General features: G+C 62.7%; 19 protein-coding genes. 2 read left to right on the top strand and 17 right to left on the bottom strand.

The window, feature by feature from the left end; all coding sequences use genetic code 11:
- Window positions 1–10 precede the first annotated feature (10 nt).
- The 7 genes from CKW40_RS14040 to CKW40_RS14010 form a co-directional block, all read right to left on the bottom strand.
- Window positions 11–256 carry a type II toxin-antitoxin system ParD family antitoxin gene (locus CKW40_RS14040; RefSeq protein ID WP_095200494.1) on the bottom strand — a complete coding sequence of 82 codons (246 nt, stop codon included), beginning with the start codon at window positions 254–256 and terminating at the stop codon, window positions 11–13.
- A 69-nt stretch (window positions 257–325) separates the two neighbouring features.
- Complete coding sequence (locus CKW40_RS14035) at window positions 326–2,716, bottom strand: tetratricopeptide repeat protein (RefSeq protein WP_095200493.1); 2,391 nt, start codon at window positions 2,714–2,716, stop codon at window positions 326–328.
- 128 nt (window positions 2,717–2,844) lie between these two features.
- Window positions 2,845–3,234, bottom strand: a complete 390-nt coding sequence (locus CKW40_RS14030) for a DUF6314 family protein (protein WP_095200492.1) — start codon at window positions 3,232–3,234, stop codon at window positions 2,845–2,847.
- 64 nt (window positions 3,235–3,298) lie between these two features.
- The gene (locus CKW40_RS14025; RefSeq protein WP_179297961.1) at window positions 3,299–4,954 is read right to left on the bottom strand and encodes a tetratricopeptide repeat protein; all 1,656 of its coding nucleotides are present in this window, start codon (window positions 4,952–4,954) and stop codon (window positions 3,299–3,301) included.
- Complete coding sequence (locus tag CKW40_RS14020) at window positions 4,951–7,011, bottom strand: tetratricopeptide repeat protein (protein WP_179297960.1); 2,061 nt, start codon at window positions 7,009–7,011, stop codon at window positions 4,951–4,953. Before CKW40_RS14020 ends, CKW40_RS14025 begins: the two co-directional genes overlap by 4 nt.
- A gap of 265 nt (window positions 7,012–7,276) precedes the next feature.
- A complete protein-coding gene (locus CKW40_RS14015; protein ID WP_095200489.1) occupies window positions 7,277–8,392 on the bottom strand; it encodes an alkene reductase in 1,116 nt (371 codons plus the stop codon).
- A gap of 44 nt (window positions 8,393–8,436) precedes the next feature.
- A complete protein-coding gene (locus CKW40_RS14010; RefSeq protein WP_013894257.1) occupies window positions 8,437–8,727 on the bottom strand; it encodes an ArsR/SmtB family transcription factor in 291 nt (96 codons plus the stop codon).
- A 207-nt stretch (window positions 8,728–8,934) separates the two neighbouring features.
- Here CKW40_RS14010 and CKW40_RS14005 point away from each other — a divergent pair, with 207 nt between their 5' ends.
- Both CKW40_RS14005 and CKW40_RS14000 read left to right on the top strand, forming a co-directional pair.
- Window positions 8,935–9,189 (top strand): type II toxin-antitoxin system Phd/YefM family antitoxin, encoded by a 255-nt coding sequence (locus CKW40_RS14005; RefSeq protein WP_027044330.1) that lies wholly within the window; start codon window positions 8,935–8,937, stop codon window positions 9,187–9,189.
- Window positions 9,186–9,440, top strand: coding sequence for a Txe/YoeB family addiction module toxin (locus CKW40_RS14000; protein WP_095200488.1), 255 nt, complete (start codon window positions 9,186–9,188; stop codon window positions 9,438–9,440). The genes CKW40_RS14005 and CKW40_RS14000 overlap by 4 nt, the downstream gene beginning before the upstream one ends.
- 110 nt (window positions 9,441–9,550) lie before the next feature.
- Here CKW40_RS14000 and CKW40_RS13995 read toward each other — a convergent pair whose 3' ends face one another.
- From CKW40_RS13995 to CKW40_RS13945, 10 genes are all read right to left on the bottom strand, one after another.
- Window positions 9,551–10,249, bottom strand: a complete 699-nt coding sequence (locus CKW40_RS13995; RefSeq protein ID WP_095200487.1) for an RES family NAD+ phosphorylase — start codon at window positions 10,247–10,249, stop codon at window positions 9,551–9,553.
- Window positions 10,243–10,653, bottom strand: coding sequence for an MbcA/ParS/Xre antitoxin family protein (locus CKW40_RS13990; RefSeq protein WP_027030275.1), 411 nt, complete (start codon window positions 10,651–10,653; stop codon window positions 10,243–10,245). Before CKW40_RS13990 ends, CKW40_RS13995 begins: the two co-directional genes overlap by 7 nt.
- A gap of 66 nt (window positions 10,654–10,719) precedes the next feature.
- Entirely contained in the window at window positions 10,720–11,115 is a 396-nt protein-coding gene (locus tag CKW40_RS13985) for a hypothetical protein (protein ID WP_143748288.1), read from the bottom strand.
- A gap of 266 nt (window positions 11,116–11,381) precedes the next feature.
- Window positions 11,382–12,815, bottom strand: coding sequence for an aldehyde dehydrogenase family protein (locus CKW40_RS13975; RefSeq protein ID WP_095200485.1), 1,434 nt, complete (start codon window positions 12,813–12,815; stop codon window positions 11,382–11,384).
- Between the two features lie 176 nt (window positions 12,816–12,991).
- Entirely contained in the window at window positions 12,992–13,375 is a 384-nt protein-coding gene (locus CKW40_RS13970; RefSeq protein WP_095200699.1) for an ACT domain-containing protein, read from the bottom strand.
- 27 nt (window positions 13,376–13,402) lie between these two features.
- Window positions 13,403–13,870, bottom strand: coding sequence for a GNAT family N-acetyltransferase (locus CKW40_RS13965; RefSeq protein WP_095200484.1), 468 nt, complete (start codon window positions 13,868–13,870; stop codon window positions 13,403–13,405).
- Window positions 13,871–14,403: 533 nt separating this feature from the next.
- The gene (locus tag CKW40_RS13960; protein ID WP_095200483.1) at window positions 14,404–15,144 is read right to left on the bottom strand and encodes an SDR family oxidoreductase; all 741 of its coding nucleotides are present in this window, start codon (window positions 15,142–15,144) and stop codon (window positions 14,404–14,406) included.
- A gap of 17 nt (window positions 15,145–15,161) precedes the next feature.
- A complete protein-coding gene (locus tag CKW40_RS13955; RefSeq protein WP_095200482.1) occupies window positions 15,162–16,151 on the bottom strand; it encodes an aldo/keto reductase in 990 nt (329 codons plus the stop codon).
- 38 nt (window positions 16,152–16,189) lie between these two features.
- Window positions 16,190–17,608 (bottom strand): MFS transporter, encoded by a 1,419-nt coding sequence (locus CKW40_RS13950; protein ID WP_095200481.1) that lies wholly within the window; start codon window positions 17,606–17,608, stop codon window positions 16,190–16,192.
- A gap of 15 nt (window positions 17,609–17,623) precedes the next feature.
- Window positions 17,624–18,019, bottom strand: coding sequence for a (R)-mandelonitrile lyase (locus CKW40_RS13945; protein ID WP_095200480.1), 396 nt, complete (start codon window positions 18,017–18,019; stop codon window positions 17,624–17,626).
- Between the last annotated feature and the right edge of the window lie 135 nt (window positions 18,020–18,154).

The raw sequence follows: 18,154 nt of genomic DNA, 5'->3' as shown, positions 1-18,154 counted from the left end.
TTAGCGGCGCTCACCTGGCATGTTTGGCCCGCGCCTTGCTCAGGAACGAAGCGCTGTCGAAGGCAATGGGCGCACCAGATTCTTCGCCGGCGATGAGGGCGTTCTGCAACGCACGGACCTTGGCCTCATGCTCTTCAAGCAACCGCAGACCGGCACGCACGACATCACTTGCCGAACCATAACGGCCGGTCTCAACCTGCGTGTCGATGAAATCAGCGAAATGATCGCCAAGGGAGACAGAGGTATTTCGGGGCACGGGATCATCCTTTGATCAATGATGCCAGCATATACCAAAAATTGGTATACGCCATCTCCAATGCCTTGATTACAGCGACACGCCCAGCTCGCGCAGCGCGGCCTTGGCCGCTTGATATTCGTAGAAGCCTTTGGGGCAGCCGCTGATGGCGGCCCGGTAAAGCTGCAGCGCTTCATCGTTTTGGCCCTGTAACCGGCTGAGTTCGGCCGTATAGAAATTGGCCTCGCAGACCTGCCCGGTTTTCGTGGTCGCATCCGGATCGTCGGCGGCCTTGAGTGCATCGGCTGGTGTCTGTTCGCCAAGCAACATCCGAACCACAGGTGCCGGCCATTTGGTCATGTCGACCTTGCCGATCCAGCCCGGCAAATGACTGCCCAGGCCAGCGCGCCGATTGGCCAAATCCAGCCATATCGCGGAATAGGCAAAGTCGGGCTTGAGCGTGGCCACCTGTTCGAAATCGGCCCTCGCCTTGGCCAGCGCGCAGGAATAGAAGGAGACGATCCCCCGGCTATAATAGATGGCGGCATCTTTTGGATTGAGGGAAATCCCTTTGTCGAGATCGGCCAAGGCTCGCGCATTGTCGCCCTTGTCAGCCCATGCCATCCCTCGACCGCCGTATGCTTCGGCAAATTTTGGATCGATACTTATGGCCTGGTTTTCATCGGCAATGGCTTGATCGTCATTGCCCTTGTTTGCCCATGCGATGCCTCGGTTGAAATAAGAGATGACATGTTTCGGATCGAGCCTAAGCGCCTGATCATAGTCGGATATGGCGCGGTCATTGTCCCCCTTGGCAACCCACGTCTTGCCTCTGTTGTTGTAGCCATCGACCATCTTGGGATCGAGGCTGATCGCCTGATCGTAATCCGCCATCGCGTTGTCATTGTCGCCCTGAAACGACCTGGTCCTGCCTCTGTTGTAGAACGCCATGGCATTCTTTGGATCGAGGCTGATTGCTTCGTTGTAGTCGGCGATGGCACGGTTATTATTGCCTTTGTTCGCCCATGCGGCGCCGCGGTTGGAATAAAACACGGCGCGTTTCGGATTGAGGTCGATCGCCCGATCGTAGTCTGATATGGCGCGGTCGTTGTCACCTTTGGCAACCCACAGCAGGCCTCGATTGTTGTTGGCATCGGCGCTTTTCGGATCGAGGCTGATTACCTGGCTGTAGTCCGCGATCGCGCGGTCATTGTCGCCCTTGTGGGCCCATGCCATGCCTCGGTTGAAATAAGAGAGCGTATTTTTCGGATCGAGGCTGATCGCCTTGTCGAAGTCGGCAATGGCACGGTCATTGTCGCCCTTCCTCACCCATGCGATGCCTCGATTGGAATAAGGGACGGCATGTTTGGGATCAAGGCCGATGGCTTGATCATAGTCGGCAATGGCGCGGTCGTAATCGCCCTTGGCAGCCCACAGCAGACCTCGATTGTTATAGGCATTGATGATCTTGGGATCGAGGTTGATCGCCTGGTCGTAGTCGGTCATCGCGCGGTCATTGTCGCCCTTGCGGGCCCACGCCAAGCCTCGGTTGAAATAAGAGAATGAAGATTTCGGATCGACACCCACCGCCTTGTCGTAGTCGGTAATGGCGGCGTCATCGTCGCCCTTGCGGGCCCATGCCATGCCTCGGTTGGCATAAAAGGCGGTATGCTTGGGATCGAGGCTGATCGCCTGGGTATAGTCGCCGATGGCGCGATCGTCGTTGCCCCTGGTGGCCCAGATCAGACCTCGATTGTTATAGGCGGCGGCCGCTTTCGGATCGAGGCTAATTGCCTGGTCGTAATCGGCCATGGCGCCATCGTTGTCGCCCTTGGCAGCCCGGATCACACCTCGGTTGTAGTACACAGCGGCGAATTTCGGGTCGAGACTGATCGCCTGACCATAGTCGGCAATGGCATGGTCATAGTCGTTCTTGTTCGCCCATGCGATACCCCGGTTGTAATAGGAAATCGCATGCTTCGGGTCGAGGCCGAGCGCCTGGTCATACTCGGCGATGGCACGATCATTGTCACCCCTGGCAACCCACACCAGGCCCCGATTGTTGTAGGCATCGACAATTTTGGGATCGAGGCTGACCGCCTGGTCGTAGTCGACCATCGCGCGATCATTGTCGCCCTTGTGCTGCCATGCCATGCCTCGGTTGTAGAACGCCTTGCCGTTTTTTGGATCGAGCCCAATCGCCTGGTCATAGTCGGCAATGGCATGGCCGTAGTCTCCCTTTGACACCCAGCCATTGCCGCGCATGACGTAAGCGACGCTGCGCCTGCCGACGGCGCCGTGTTCGATGACTTGCGTACAGGCCGCGATTTGCCGGGCTGTGTCGACCTTTTGGCCGATGCAATCGGTATAGTTCGGGTCAGTCTGCAAAAACCGCGCGAATACCACCCCGACAACAAAGATCACCAGTGTGGTAAGCCAGCTCCATTTGCGGGCCCACGCGATCAACTCGCCCTTGCTCATCGAGACCTCAATTCGATTTTCGGCCAAGTGCTTCGACCTGTCGCTGCCGCCTTGAGCTTATTAGCCAAGGTCGAGCATTGCTTCCAACCACTTCCAGGTGATCTCAGGATTTTCGCGATCCGCGGCTCTTACTGGCGGCAAAACCGGCCAAGGCTCGCATAATTCTTGCGCGGGCCCTTGACCCGCCACGCCTCGGCCCATTCGTCCGGCCCGCGAAAGAAGAAACGCCCGACATAGAGATCGGCGCCGCAGAGATGGCGCACGGCCTGCGCCGCCTCCGGCTCCAGCTCGACGAAGTCGCGGCCGTCGGCATGCAGAATGCGCGTCGAACGCTCGCCCGGCTCGAGCCGGTAGCGCCTGCTTGCCGGCACTTCGCGGGAGCCGATCCGCATGATCCCATGCTCGGTGAAGGCATCAGCCGTGACCACGGCGTCGCCGGCGAAGCGGTAGGTCGCGCCTGTCAGGAAATCGATCATGGTGCGGCGGACTTTCCAGCCGCCGACAAGGCTGTCTGCCATTGGCTTCAATCTTCGCTGTCCTCGGCGGGCGCAGGAAGCGCAACCAACACACTTAGTCTAGGCATCACGGCAGCATGCCCAGCGAGCGCAGGCCGGCAACGGCGCCACGATATTCGATGTAACCCTTGGGGCAGGTCCTGGCGGCGACACGGTAAAGCCGCACTGCCTCTTCGCTGCGGGCCTGCAACCGGTCGAGTTCGGCGGTGTAGAAGTTAGCCTCACACACTTGCCCGCTTGTTTGCGCGGGGTCTCCGGTGGCGGCATCGGCAAGGGCCTCGGCGGATGTCTTTTGCCCCAGCAGCATCTTGACCACCGGCGCTGGCCATTTCGACATGTCGAGCTTGGCAATTGCTTCCCGCAAATGACTGGTGCCGCCACTGCGCCGGTCGATAATGTCGAGCCAGATCGCCAAATAGGCATTGTCGGGCGCGAGCGCGGCCGCCTTGGCAAAATCGGGCTCTGCCTTGGCCAGCATGCCGGAATAGAAATTCACGAAACCCCGGCCCGCATAAGCGTTGGGAAAGTTCGGATCGAGAGCGATCGCCTGATTGTAATCGGTCACAGCGCGAGCAAAATCGTCTTTTGCCGTCCAGGCAATCGCCCGGTTGCTGTAAATCTTTGCCTGTTTCGGATCGAGACCGATCGCGCGGTCCAGGTCGGCAAACGCACGCTCATAGTCGCCCAACTCGTTCAGGACGAAACCCCGATCGTTCAACGCCATGGCGTTTGTCGGTTCGAGCGTGATGACCTCGCTGTAATCGGTGATGGCGCGGTTCCTGTCGCCCTTTTTAAGCCATTCGGTGCCCCTGTCGTAATAGGCCGCCGCCATTTTGGGATCGAGGCTGATCGCCTGGTCGAAATCGGCGATCGCACGATCGCCATCGCCCTTGCGCGCCCACGCCAGACCTCTGTTGTAGCGGATGCTGGGGTCTGTCGGATCGAGGCTGATGACCTGGCTGTAGTCCGCGATGGCCCTCCCATCGTCGCCCTTGCGCCACCAGATCAGGCCACGGCGATAGTAGGCATGGACGTTTTTCGGATCGAGGTCGATCACCTGGTTGTAGTCGGCCATCGCGCGATCATCGTCGCCCTTGCTGTCCCAGGCGTCGCCCCGGTTGTTGTACGAGCTGGCGTTTTTCGGATCGAGCGAGATGGCCTGGCCGTAATCGGCTATGGCGCGCTCGTTATCACCCTTCCGTGCCCAGCTCAGGCCCCGGTTGTGATAGGCTCTGGCATCTCCGGGATTGAGCTTGATCGCGGCATCGTAGTCGGCGATCGCGCGCTCGTCATTGCTCTTGTAAGACCAGGCAACGCCTCTGTTGTAATAGAATTCGGCGCTATCCGGATCGAGGAAGATTGCCTGGTCCAGGTACGTTATGGCGCGATCATAGTCGCCCTTGAGCACCAGGATGATGCCGTTGTTGTAGTAGGCGGCCGACAGCCCCGGATTGATGCCGATCGCCTTGTCGAAATCGGCGAACGCATCGTCCTTGTCGCCTCTCCTGGCCAGAACGCTGGCACGATTGAAATAGGCCGCAGCTTGGTTATCCGAAGTCTCCGTCTTGTCTTCGATGATTGCCGTGCAAGCGGCAATCTTGCGGGCGGCTTCCACCCCTTCATTGACACAGTCGGCATGGTCCTTGCCGGCGGCCGTCGCCGCCGTGCCGAGCGCGAACACCACTGCCACAGCAGTCAGGCCGGAACGCCAATGGAACCTCACGGCGCCTTGCCCATGGCGCGCAGCGCGTTGGTGGCCGCGGTGAATTCCATGAAATCGCGGGGACATCCGCTCAGGGCCAGCCGGTAGAGCCGCAAGGCCTCGTCATCGCGGTGCTGCAGCCGCTGGAATTCCGCGATGAAGACATTGGCCTCGCAGACATGCTCGTTCTTCGTCGCGCTGTCGGGGTCATCGGCGTTGGCCAGCGCCATTTCGGGCGTCTGGTCGCCCAAAAGCATGCGCACCAGCGGCGCCGGCCATTTCGTCATGTCGAGCCTGGCCTCGCGCAGAATGCTCGGCAGGCCATTGTGGCGGCGGGCGAGGTCGAGCCATATCGCATAATAGGCGTTGTCGGCCTTCAACGCCGCCGCCTGCTCGAAGTCGGCCTGCGCCTTGACAGGCGAGCCGGAATAGAAGCCGAGCATGCCCCTGTCGCCATAGACATCGGGGTTTTTCGGATCGAGGCGGACGGCTTCGTCATAGTCGCCACGCGCGCCGTCGTAGTCGGCTTTGTGCTGCCGCACGAGGCCGCGGCATTCAAAGCCGTCGGCATTTTTCAGACTGAGGCTGATGGCCTGATTGCAATCGGCGATGGCGTGGTCGTAATCCGCCTTGTAGAACCAGACGCGGCCGCGGCCGCTATAGGCATCGGCATATTTGGGTTCGAGGCTGATCGCCTGATCGTAATCGGCGATGGCGCGGTCACACTGGCCTTTGCGGCCGAACACCCAGGCCCGGCTCCTGTAGGCGGCGGCATAGTGCGGGTTGAGGCGGATCGCCTGATCGTAGTCGGCGATGGCGCTGTCGTACTGAGCCTTGCGGCTGAAAACCCAGCCCCGGTTCCTGAAAGCGCTCGCCATATCAGGCTTTATCATGATGGCGACGTTGTAGTCTGAAATGGCGCGGACGTATTCGCCCTTGGATGCCCAGGCCCGGCCCCTGTCGTTATAGATCCAGGCATCTCCAGGCGTGATGATGATTGCCTGATCGTAATCCGCGATCGCCCGGTCGAGGTCACCCTTGTCAGCCCAGATCAGGCCGCGATTGTTGTAAGCCCTGGCGTAGCTCGGATCGATGCCGACCGCTTTGTCGAAATCCGCCATGGCGCGGTCGGCGTCGTCCTTCAGCGACCACGTCCAGCCACGATTATTGTAGGCCACCGCGTCTCGGGGATTGACATCGATGGCTTGCCCGTAGTCGGCAATGGCACGATCGTAATCCTTCTTGCCGCGCCAGACGTCGCCGCGATTGCGAAAGGTCTCGCCATCCCTGGGATCGATCCTGATGGCCTCGTCGTAGTCCGATATGGCGCGATCGGTGTCACCCTTCCTGGCCCAGGCATCGCCACGCCGGTGCCAGGCATTGACATGCTTCGGGTCGAGGCTGATCGCCTGGCCGAAGTCGTCGATGGCGCGCGCGTCATTGCCCTTGTACGCCCAGGCAAGGCCAAGGTTGAAATATTGATCGGGATCTTGCGGATCGAGAAAGATCGCCTGGCTGTAACTGGTGATGGCTTGGTCGTAGTCACCGGTGCGCAAAAAGGCATTGCCGCGGTTGTTGTAGGCTGAGCTGTTTGCCGGGTCGAGGCTGATTGCCTTGTCAAGATCCGCGATGGCCTTGACGTAGTCGCGCTTGATGTCGTTCCAGATCATGCCCCGGTTGCCGTAGGCGACAGCAAGTTGCGGATTGAGGCTGATGGCCTGGCTGTAGTCGGCGATGGCGCGGTCGTAGTCATTCTTCTGGCCCCAAGCCAGCCCACGGTTGTTGAAGGCGTCGGCGTCTTTCGGATCAAGGCTGATCGCCTCGCCGTAATCGGCAATGGCAAAATCATACGCGCCCATATCCGCCAATGCGTTGGCGCGGTTGAAAAAGGCGAGCGCCCGATTGCTTGAAGTCGTCGCCTTGTCCTCGATGACGCTCTTGCAGGCGGCAATCCGCTTGGCGGTACCAAGTTTGTCGTTGGCGCAATCATCCAGGCGGCTGTCGGCGGCCATGGCGGGAGCGCCGAGCGCAAACAGGATGGCGAGACCGGCGAGAGGTTGCCACGCCCCCGAAATCAATCGCAAAAATCCATGAAGCATCATGTCAGTGGAATCTGGACCATGTCTGGCGGTTGTTGACCTTACGCCGACTTGATCAGGCAAATTCTTGATCGCCGCAAGTCACCGCAAAAAAGAAATCCGCTCAGCCAGGCCCGGTTCCACGCCCGTGCGTCCCGGCCAGATGTTCATCCGATCGCGCATAGCGCGATGGCTGACCGGCCCCCCGTGGGGAGCCGGCTGTCTTGTGGGCAGGCGGAAGGCCAGCCCACCTGGAATGGGCGGCTCAGGCCGCCGTCGGATAATCCGTATAACCCTTGGCGTCGCCGCCATAGAACGTCGCCTTGTCCGGATCGTTCAGTCCGGCGTTCCGCTTCAGCCGGCTGACGAGGTCGGGATTGGCGATGAACAGCTTGCCGAACGCGACAAGGTCGGCATAGCCGTCCCCGACCGCCTTTTCGGCCAGTTCCTTGTCGTAGCCATTGTTCACCAGCCAGGCGCCAGTGCCGCCGGCCTTGCGATAGGTGGCCTTGAGCTCTTCGTAGTCGAACGGCCGGTCGCCCTGGCTGAAGTCGCGCGCGCCGCCGGTCGCGCCTTCGACGATATGGACGTACGCCAGGCCGCGACTGCCCAGGCCGGCCACGACATGGTTGAACAGCGGCTGCGGATCGGCATCCCAAGTGTCGTTCGCGGGCGTTACCGGCGACAGCCTGATCCCGGTCCTGCCGGCGCCGACGGCGCCCGTGACCGCGTCGACCACCTCGAACAGGAAGCGCGTCCGGTTCTCGATCGAGCCGCCATAATCATCGGTGCGATGATTGGTGCCCGAGCGCAGGAACTGGTCGACGAGATAGCCATTGGCGCCATGGATCTCGACGCCGTCGAAACCCGCTACCTCGATCGCCGCCTTGGCGGCGCGGCGGAAATCATCGACGATGCCGGGGAGTTCGGCGGTTTCGAGCGCGCGCGGTTCGGAGGTCTCGGCGAACTCGCCGCTGCCATCCGGCTTGACCAGGAAAGTCTTGGAGTTTGCCCTGATCGCCGACGGCGCCACCGGCTTGCCGCCGCCGGGCTGCAATGTATTGTGCGAGATGCGTCCGACATGCCAGAGCTGCACCACGATCGTGCCGCCGGCCTTGTGAACGGCGTCGGTGACACGCTTCCAGCCGGCAAGCTGATCCGCGCCATAGAGGCCGGGCACGTTGGCGTAGCCCTGGCCCTGATGGCTGATGGCGGTGGCTTCGGTCACGATAAGACCAGCCGTGGCGCGCTGGCCGTAATAGGTCACCGAAAGGTCGCCGGGCACCGCATTGGGCGAGCGGTTGCGCGTAAGCGGCGCCATGACGATGCGGTTCGCCAGCGCGAGATCGCCGGCCCGCAAGGGATCAAAGAGGGTAGCCATGAGAAATGCCTTTCATGCATTCGGGGGGAGGATGGGGAGGATCGTCAGAGATCGGACAAGGCGGCCTGGAAGGCGGCGATGGTTTCTTCGTTACGCTTGTAGAACACCCATTGGCCGACCCGACGCGTTGTCACCAGGTCGGCTGACGCCAGCGTCGCCAGATGCGCCGAGACGCTGGACTGCGCCAGGCCGCGATGGTCGAACTGGCTGGCGCAGACCCCCATTTCGAGCGGATGCGCCTGCGCGGCGAAGTGCTGTTCAGGCTCCTTCAGCCACGCCAAGACATCGCGCCGAAACGGGTGCGCCAGCGCCTTCAATATGATGTCGTGGTCCATCTTCACCTCGCATCGATCTCAACCGATATATAGATCGGGTGGAGACGATATGGCAGGTAATCCATGCCATTCCTTGGGGTGATCGGAGAATGCGTTTCCGATCGCACGGGACCGGGCCAACGCTGGCGAAGGGTGCCAATCGCGTTAGGCCATTGAGCGATCTCAAAATCCTTGCCATCTTGTACGTAAACGCGTACAAGATGGCCCATGCGAACCACTTCCTACAGCGACTTGCGGCGCAACTTGGCCGCTACGATAGACAGCGTGAACGCCGATCATGAACCGGTCATCATCACGCGCGACCGTGGCAAGCCAGCGGCAGTGCTGATGTCGGTGGAGGATTTCGCCTCTTATGAGGAAACCCGACATCTCCTGCGCAGCCCGCGTAATGCCGAGCGCTTGCTTGAGGCGACGCAGGGATTGGACCAAGGCGAAGGGACAGAGCGCGAGCTTCCGGAGTGAGGCTGATCTTCCATGAGCGCGCATGGGAGGATTATCTGCACTGGCAGGCGACCGACACAAAACTGCTTGCACGCATAAATGCACTCATCAAGGAATGCACCCGCACGCCGTTCACCGGCACCGGCAAGCCGGAACCGTTGCGCGGGCCACTATCGGGATGGTGGTCACGGCGTATCACGCAGGAGCATCGTCTGGTTTACCGCGCAGGCGAAGACTGCCTGTTCATAGCGCAATGTCGCTATCACTACTGAGAGAAGGCGGACTCGCCTTCCGGAGCGGCGGCTGTGGTCTCTATCCCCGCCGGCGCGTAACAGCGTTCATGACCGGCGTTTGACCGCGCCTGTGGAGAGCCCGTGGACCATCATGTGACCGCCAGCACCTTGCCCGTATCGTGCTGGCGCACGAAATCCACACGCTTGCCGTCCCAGTGGTAGGAGTAGTGCCGGCCTTGCACCGGCACGGGGATGACGTCGGGCCAGAAGATGCCGATGCATTGCCCGTCCGGCATGCGCACGCTGTTCCAGAGAAGCCCGTCGCTGCCGGCCGCCCGCAGTGCCCGCCCTTCCGCCTGCGAGGCGGTGTAGTCGTCGGGGTCGAGCACGCCGGGCACCGCGTTGACGTCGTCGAGGTCGCGGTCGACGCTGCCGATCAGCACGCGAAAGTCAGCTGTCCAGCCCGGATCCTCGCTGGTGGCGCGCATGAAATTCTGGTGGTGGTGGATGGTTTCGGCCAGCGCCACATCCTCGCTATCGCCGGCATAATAGAGGCCATAGCTGCCATCCGAGAAACGGCCGGGCCGCAGCGTCGAACAATGCACGAAGGGCGCCATCACGAAGCTGGCGCCGGGGCCGGACACCCGCCTTGCCGCCGCCACCTTGCCGAGGTCGCCGATCTCCAGGCGGATGCGCGGATTGGTCTTCTCCTCGACGGAGGCCAGCGCCTCCCAGTCGCGCGGATCGGCAATGTCCTCGAACAGGTCGATCGGCGGATGGATGGAGCGGATGATGCGAAACGTCTGCTGCCAGTGGACGCGGCGCCGGACCGCGAGCCCACTCACCATGCACCACGCTCCGCATCGAGCCATTCGCGCATCGCGGCAAGATCGGAGATTTCACCGCGCAGCATCAGGTCGAGCGCCGACTGGCCGCCGAAGGTGGCATTGGGCTTGCGGATCCAGGCATAGCCGCGCGCCGGCTCGGTGAAGAGATAGCGCAGACCTTTGTGGATGCCCATCAGATGCGCCATGCGGGTGCGCAGGTCGCGGTCGATGCGGCCGATGCCACCCTCCTTCCAGCGTGCCCAGGTCCGCGCCGACATGCCGCCAAGCAGGATGCAGGCCTCCAGATCGGTCAGGTTCCACGCCTTGAACAGATTGACCGTGGTGCGCGCCAGGGCGCCCGCCTCTTCCTCCGAAATGGCTGACCCGACCGTGGCCGGCGTGGTGACGATGGACTGAAGCTGCATGTTGCTCACCTATGCTATTGGCAGAGATATAGCATGTATTTGCCAATTGGCAAGAAGAACCCAAAATCAGGCTTCTGGAATGGCAGCGTCGCGAGGCAGGATTCCGCACCGCTCCTTTGCATAATCCCAAGCGGAAAAAGGCGGATCGACCCGTCGCCCGGGCGGTGACTTTATGAACGGATCCAGGCCAAACAAACTGTATGTCTCAAACCGCTGTTCGGCGGTTGCTCCCGGTTTGAAAGCATTATCCAGTTCGCCGTCGACTATGGCGCGACAGTGCGCCACCGCCTCTTCATAGGTTGCGAACTGTCCGTCCAGATACCGATGACTTTCGTCACGATAATGGAAATTGTCGTCGACGAAGACCTGGTAGAGGCTCTCGTCGGGCTCTGACATTTCCAGCTCCGGCTCATCCGCTGATGGCAACCAGGCTACCACCAGCCACTTGCTGCGGGCAAGCAAGCACGCGCCCCCGTCCGAACGTTAGCGCTGCCCCTCATTGCCCTGCCGGGCATTTCTCCCCGTATAGTGACGGGGAGAAAGACGCAGTGATCGATGATTTCGCCAATTGCCAACGTTGCAAGAAAAGCGCCGAAGGCGCCGCTGCTTCCCTTCTCCCCGTCACTATACGGGGAGAAGGTGCCGGCAGGCGGATGAGGGGCGGCGCCGGCTTCGAACTATTGACGCTAGGTAGATGCGCTGCCTGTCGCGGTGCACTTTATCGACGCCTACTCAGCCGCCTCATACCCCGCGATGCCCTTGATCTCGAGGAAATCCTCAAGGCCGTATTCGGCGTATTCGCGGCCGTTGCCCGACTGCTTGTAGCCGCCGAAGGGCAGGCCGGCGTCCCAGGTCGGGTAGTTGATGTAGACATTGCCGGAGCGCATGCGCGCGGCCACGTCGCGGGCCTTCTGGATATCCTTGGCCTGGATGTAGGAGGCAAGGCCGTAGACGGTGTCGTTGGCCTGTTCGACAGCCTGTTCGACCGTGTCGTAAGGCAGGATCGCCAGCACCGGCCCGAAGATCTCCTCACGCGCGATGCGCATGTCGTGGGTGACGTCGGCGAACACCGTCGGCCTGACATAGTAGCCGCGGTTGAGTTCGGCCGGGCGGCCGGGGCCGCCGGCGACCAGCGTCGCACCCTCGTCGATGCCGGCCTGGATCAGGTCCTGGATCTTGTCGAACTGGACCTGGCTGACGACAGGGCCAAGCTTGGTGTTGGCGCCGTCGGCCGGGCCGACCACGAACTTTTCCGCAGCCGCCTTGGCGTGAGCGGCAGCCTCGTCATGACGGTCACGCGGCACGAACATACGGGTCGGCGCATTGCAGGACTGGCCGCTATTGCTGAAGCAGCCGGCGACGCCCTTGGTGACGGCGCGGGCGAGGTCGACATCCGGGAACAGGATGTTGGCCGACTTGCCGCCCAGTTCCTGATGCACGCGCTTGACCGTGTCGGCGGCGGCCTTGGCCACCAATATGCCGGCCCGCGTCGAGCCGGTGAACGACATCATGTCGACGTCGGGATGGCTGGACAGCGCCTGGCCGACGCCGGGACCGTCGCCGTTGACGAGGTTGAACACGCCCTTCGGCACACCGGCCTCGTCGATGATTTCGGCGAAGATGATGGCATCGAGCGGCGCGATCTCCGACGGCTTCAGCACCATGGTGCAGCCGGCGGCGAGCGCGGGACCGACCTTGCAGGTGATCTGGTTCAGCGGCCAGTTCCACGGCGTGATCAGGCCGACGACGCCGATCGGCTCCTTGACGATCAGCGCGCTGCCCTTGACGTGGCGGAACTGGAAGTTCTTCAACACTTCGGCCATCTTGCTCAGATGCGCCAGCCCAATGCCGACCTGGCTGTCGAGCGCCATCTGGCGCGGCGCGCCCATTTCGCGCGACACGGCGAGCGCTAGGTCCTTGCTGCGCTTCTTGTAGACCGCGATGATACGGTTGAGGATATCGAGGCGCTCTTCCACCGAGGTGAAACCGAATGTGTTGAAGGCGCGCTTGGCGGCGGCCACCGCCTTGTCGACATCGGCCTTGGAGCCGAGCGAGATCTGCGCGAAGGCATCCTCGTTCGAGGGATCGATGACATCGAGCGTGTTGGGCACAACAGGATCGACCCACGCGCCATCGATATAGAACTGCAGATTGTGTGACATGGTTTTCTCCCTGGGGGTGCCGCATGGCCGTTCCGGCCGTGATATCCAGCTAGAGATAACGATGCACAAACCGCGCTGTCAAACGCAACCCCCGAAGTGGTTGAGCCAGCGTGGCAGTGATTGAGCCAGAGGCGTTGGGCCAGCGAACCCAGCCGTTTTCGATGGCGTGGGATGAATTACAGCAGCGTGTGTCCTGCCTCGACCAGATGCCGTCTCGCCGCATCCTGATCCGCCGCTTTCACCAGCAGATGATCGCCGTCGAAGGTGGACACCAAGAAGATGCCCAGCTCGTTTTCCGACAGCGGCTGGATGACCGACAGCACGATGCCGGTTTCGTCGAAAGCAAAGGGCCCCTGCAATTTGAAGGCGACCCAGTCGCCATCGTGCTTGACCGTGCCTGGAACGCGATCCTGCAGGCACGTGATCGAAAGCTCGTCGTCGGTCCTGGTGATGCTGACGAAGCCCGGCCCGTCCGCCCAGCCGGGAATGCTGTCGCCCGCCCCGAGCCGCGAGATCGCGTACGATCCGGGCAGTTGCCTCAATTTAACCCTGGCAGCCATCGTCGTATCCATACCTCCGATTGCCCGCTATCGCGTCAATCTCTTGCTCATATAGACCGTCATGCCGCCCATGAACGGCTCCTCCCGGTCGATCGTATAGCCATGCCTTTTGTACAACAACACATTGGCCTCGAAGGCGCCATTGGTCAGCAGGCGCAGCTCGGGGCGGCCGGCCTCTAGTGCTTTCTGCTCTGCCCGCTCCAGCAACAGCCGGCCGATGCCCCTGCCCTGCGCCTGTGGCGCGACGCAGACATTCTCGATCCAGAGGTGGTCGTCGGCCAGCATGGTTTCGATCATCCCGACAATGCGGCCGTCCGCGACGGCGAGCTCGAACGGATGCTCGGCAACGGCCTTTTCATAATCGGCGCGCATCGGCAGAGGCTCGCGGCCGATCACCGGCACCCATTTGCCATAGGCGGCGCGCACGATGTCTCTGATGGCCGCGGCGTCAGCGGGTTCGGCCGGCCGAAACCGGATGGAAGAATTGGAAGTCATAACAGTGCTCCAGGCATGAAAAACCCCGCCGGCGTTGTCGCGGGCGGGGCTGGAAACGAACGAACCGGATCTATCCTGCCGGTCTTTGTCGTCGCGCACTCAACGTGCCGCCCCGTGCTGCGCAGGGTGGCGTCGCTGGGTGTGGGTGGGCGCGAGGGGCGAACATGACGGCAGGCTGGCGCAGGAAGTGTGGAGCTGTCAAGGCCGGGCGAACGTGTGGCGGAGACCACCAATGCCAAAGTCGGCGCCGCCCCTCATCGCCCTGCCGGGCACTTCTCCCCGTATAGTGACGGGGAGAAGGGGCTGGCAGCAACGCCGGCGCCCTTCTTGCAGCGTTGGAGATTGGCGAAACCGGCGATGGCAGCGCCCCTCTCCCCGTCACTATACAGGGAGTTGAGGAGGGGTCCGCATAGCGGACGAAAAGCCAATTGCTTGGCTTTTCGAACGACGAACGCCGGCAGGCAGGTGAGGGGCAGCGCCAGCGTTCGGAAAAGGTGACGGGCAAATTCGAAATCCGGAGCGATTGCTCTGTTTCAATACTCCTGCGCCGTCGGCCGAAACAGGATCTCGTTGATATCGACCTCGTCGGGCTGGCTCATGGCGAACGCCACCGTCCTGGCGAAAGAATCGGCGGGGATCGCCACCCGGTCATAGAGCGCGCGCACGCCCTGGGCGACATCGGGCTCGGTGACGCTGTCGGGCAGCTCCGTCGCCACGGCGCCGGGCGAGATGATGGTGGTGCGGATGTTGTAGGGTTTCACTTCCTGCCGCAGCCCTTCGGAGATGACGCGCACCGCGTGCTTGGTGGCGGCATAGACCGCACCACCCGGCCCGACCTTGTGGCCGGCGACCGAAGACACATTGATGATATGGCCGCTCTTCTGCGTCTTCATATGCGGCAGTGCGGCGGCGATGCCGTAAAGCACGCCCTTGATGTTGACGTCGATCATCCGGTCCCAGTCGTCGACCTTGCCGCGCTCGAGCGGCGAGTGCGGCATCAGCCCGGCATTGTTGATGATGACGTCGACGCGGCCATGCGCCTTCACAGCATGGTCGACGAGACGCCGGACCTGGCCGACATCGGTCACGTCGGTCGCAAGGATCGCGTCCTTGCCGAGCGAAAGCTCACCTGCCAGCACTTCCAGCCGGTCGAGGCGGCGCGCGCCCAGCACCAGCTTCGCACCCTCTTTCGCCAAAAGCCGTGCGGCTGCTTCGCCAAGCCCGCTGCTGGCGCCGGTGATGACGACGACCTTGCCCTTGATGTTATCGGTCATGGGATTTTCCTTCCGCCTCAGCGATCGATCCGTGCCGCCTGTTGCGGCGAATAGCGCTCACCCTGCACGGCGATCGCCGAGACCGCGTTCTCGATGTTCGCAAGATCGTCCACCGTCAGCGCGACAGCAGCCGATCCGATATTCTCCTCGAGTCGATTGAGCTTCGTCGTGCCGGGGATCGGAACGATCCACGGCTTTTGCGCCAGCAGCCAGGCAAGCGCGACCTGCGCCGGAGTCACCTTCTTCTGCGCCGCGATCGCGACGATCGCATCGACCAGCGCCTGGTTGGCCTTGCGCGCCGCCTCCGCGAAACGCGGCACGGTGTTGCGGAAGTCGCTGCTGTCGAACGTCGTGCTGGCGTTGATGGCGCCGGTCAGAAAACCCTTGCCCAGCGGACTGAAGGGCACGAAGCCGATGCCCAGTTCTTCGAGCACCGGCAGGATCGCCTCCTCGGGTTCACGCCACCACAGCGAGTATTCGCTTTGCAGGGCCGCGACCGGCTGCACCGCATGGGCACGCCTTATGGTGCGCACGCCGGCTTCGGAGAGACCGAAATGCTTGACCTTGCCTTGGCTGATCAACTCCTTCACCGCGCCCGCCACCTCTTCGATCGGCACGACCGGATCGACGCGGTGCTGGTAGAGAAGGTCGATGCGGTCGGTCCTCAGCCGCTTGAGCGAGGCCTCGACGACGTCGCGAATGTGCTGCGGCCGGCTGTCCATGCCCTCATGTCCGGCTGTGCCGGCGATGTCGATGCCGAATTTGGTGGCGATCACCACCTGGTCGCGGATGGGCTGCAGCGCCTCACCGACGACCTCCTCGTTCTTGAACGGCCCATAGACCTCCGCGGTGTCGAAGAAGGTGATGCCGCGCTCGAACGCCGAGCGGATCAGGCGGACGGCATCCGCCGTCTCCATCGGCGCCCCGTAGGACTGGCTCATTCCCATGCAGCCAAGGCCGATGGCCGAGACTTCGAGGCCGCTTGTTCCAAGTGTGCGCTTTTGCATTGTCTTGCTCCTTTTCGATTCCTGTTGAAGCCCGGCCTTCAGGCGTTCGCCCCGGTCGCCACCGCTTGCACCGCCTTGCGGGGCCGCACGATCAGGGCGCAGACGAACAGCAGCGCCAGCGCCAGCATGGCCGAGCCGGCGGTCAGCGCGGTGCCGAAGCGATAGGCGAGCAGTTCGCGGCCATCGAGCGCACCGGCACCGACCGCCGCCACCGCAACCAGCACGGCGAGGCCGAGCGAATTGCCGAGCTGATGGGCGACGTTGACGACGCCCGAGGCGGCACCGGCATCCCCAGGCGCGACGCCGGCAATGCCCGATGTGGTCAGCGGGCTGAGCGTCAGGCCTTGCCCGGCGCCGATCAGCACCATCGGCAGCGCCACGCCGGTCAAATAGGCCGTGTCGAACGAGGCGCGGCTGAGCCACGCCATGCCGAGCAGGCAGAGCGCAAGGCCGCCGGCCAGCAGCCGGCCATTGCCGAACCGGCGCGTCAGCTGCGGCACCACCATTGCCACCGCGAAATTCACCATGGTCATCGGCAGGAACGCCATGCCGGTCAGCGCCGCCCTGTAGTCGAGCACGCCTTGCAGATACTGCGTGGTGAAGAAAAAGAAGCCGATCATGGCGCCCAGGAACAGGATGCGGGCGGCATAGGCGCCGGCACGCTCGCGGCTGACGAACAGCCTGAGCGGCATGATAGGCTGCTTCGCCTTCCATTCATTGGCGACGAAGACGCCAAGCAGCAGCGCGGCACCCGCCAGCGACGCGATGGTGCCGGTGTTCGTCCAGCCGGTGTCGGCCGAACGGATGAAGCCATAGACAAGCGCCGTCACGCCGACGGTCGAGGTCAGGGCGCCAACGACGTCGAGTTCGCCGGCGCGCCGCTCCGTTTCCACGATGTACTTGCGCGCGGCGATGATCATGGCGATGCCGATGGGCAGATTGATGAAGAAGCCGACGCGCCAGGAGATCCAGTCGGCAAGCACGCCGCCCAGCACCAGGCCGACGCTGGCCGCTACACCGGCCACGGCGCTGTAGTAGGACACGGCGCGGGTGCGCTCGGGACCTTCCGCGAAGGTGGTCTGCAGCAGCGCCAGCGTCGAAGGCGCCAGGATGGCGGCACCTAGGCCCTGGATCGCCCGCGCGCTGATCATCCAGGCCGCCGATTGCGCGGCACCGATCGCCAGCGAAGCAAGCGTGAACAGGCCAAGACCGACGATGAGCATCAGCCGGCGTCCCAGAATGTCGCCCGCCCTTGCCCCGAGCAGCAGGAAGCCGCCGAAGGTCAGTGTATAGGCGCTCTGCACCCAGGCCAGCCCGGCATCGGTGAAGCCGAGGCCTTGATGGATCCTGGGCAGCCCGGTGAGCACGATCGAGGTGTCGAGCACGATCATCACATAGCTGACGAGAATGATCGCCAGGACGGCCGTTTTGTGTGGTGCGGTGGCGGGCGTGGACATTTGTGGCTCCGGCGTTCAGGCCTGGTATTGCGCGTCGCTGACATGCTCCATCCAGTCGACAGCCTTGCCGTCGAGCGCTTCCTGGATGGCTACGTGGGTCATGGCGGTGGTGGGTGCCGCGCCGTGCCAGTGCTTTTCGCCGGGCTCGAAGCGCACCACGTCGCCCGGCCGGATTTCTTCTATCGGCCCGCCTTCGCGCTGCACGCGGCCGCAGCCGGCGGTGACGATCAAGAGCTGGCCGAGCGGATGGGTATGCCACGCGGTGCGCGCGCCGGGCTCGAAGGTGACGGCATTGCCGGCGGCGCGGGCCGGCGCGATGGCCGCGAACAGCGGGTCGATGCGCACCGTGCCGGTGAACCAGTCGCCCGGGCCCTTGCCGGAGGCCTGCGAGCCGCTTCGCTTGATATCCATCGTTTTTTCCCTTCTCGACGCCGGGCAGGACACTGCCAACGGCTTCCAGCGCCGCCGATTTCGGGCAGCCGATTGTGATGGGGCCTATTTAGCGTCTGCGATTGGCCTGGATTAGGTGCTATATCCGGCATGTAC

This window comes from Mesorhizobium carmichaelinearum (assembly GCF_900199455.1).
Lineage (GTDB): Bacteria > Pseudomonadota > Alphaproteobacteria > Rhizobiales > Rhizobiaceae > Mesorhizobium > Mesorhizobium carmichaelinearum.
The sequence above is the reverse complement of the archived record's forward strand: the minus strand, read 5'-3'. Positions and strand labels throughout refer to the sequence as shown.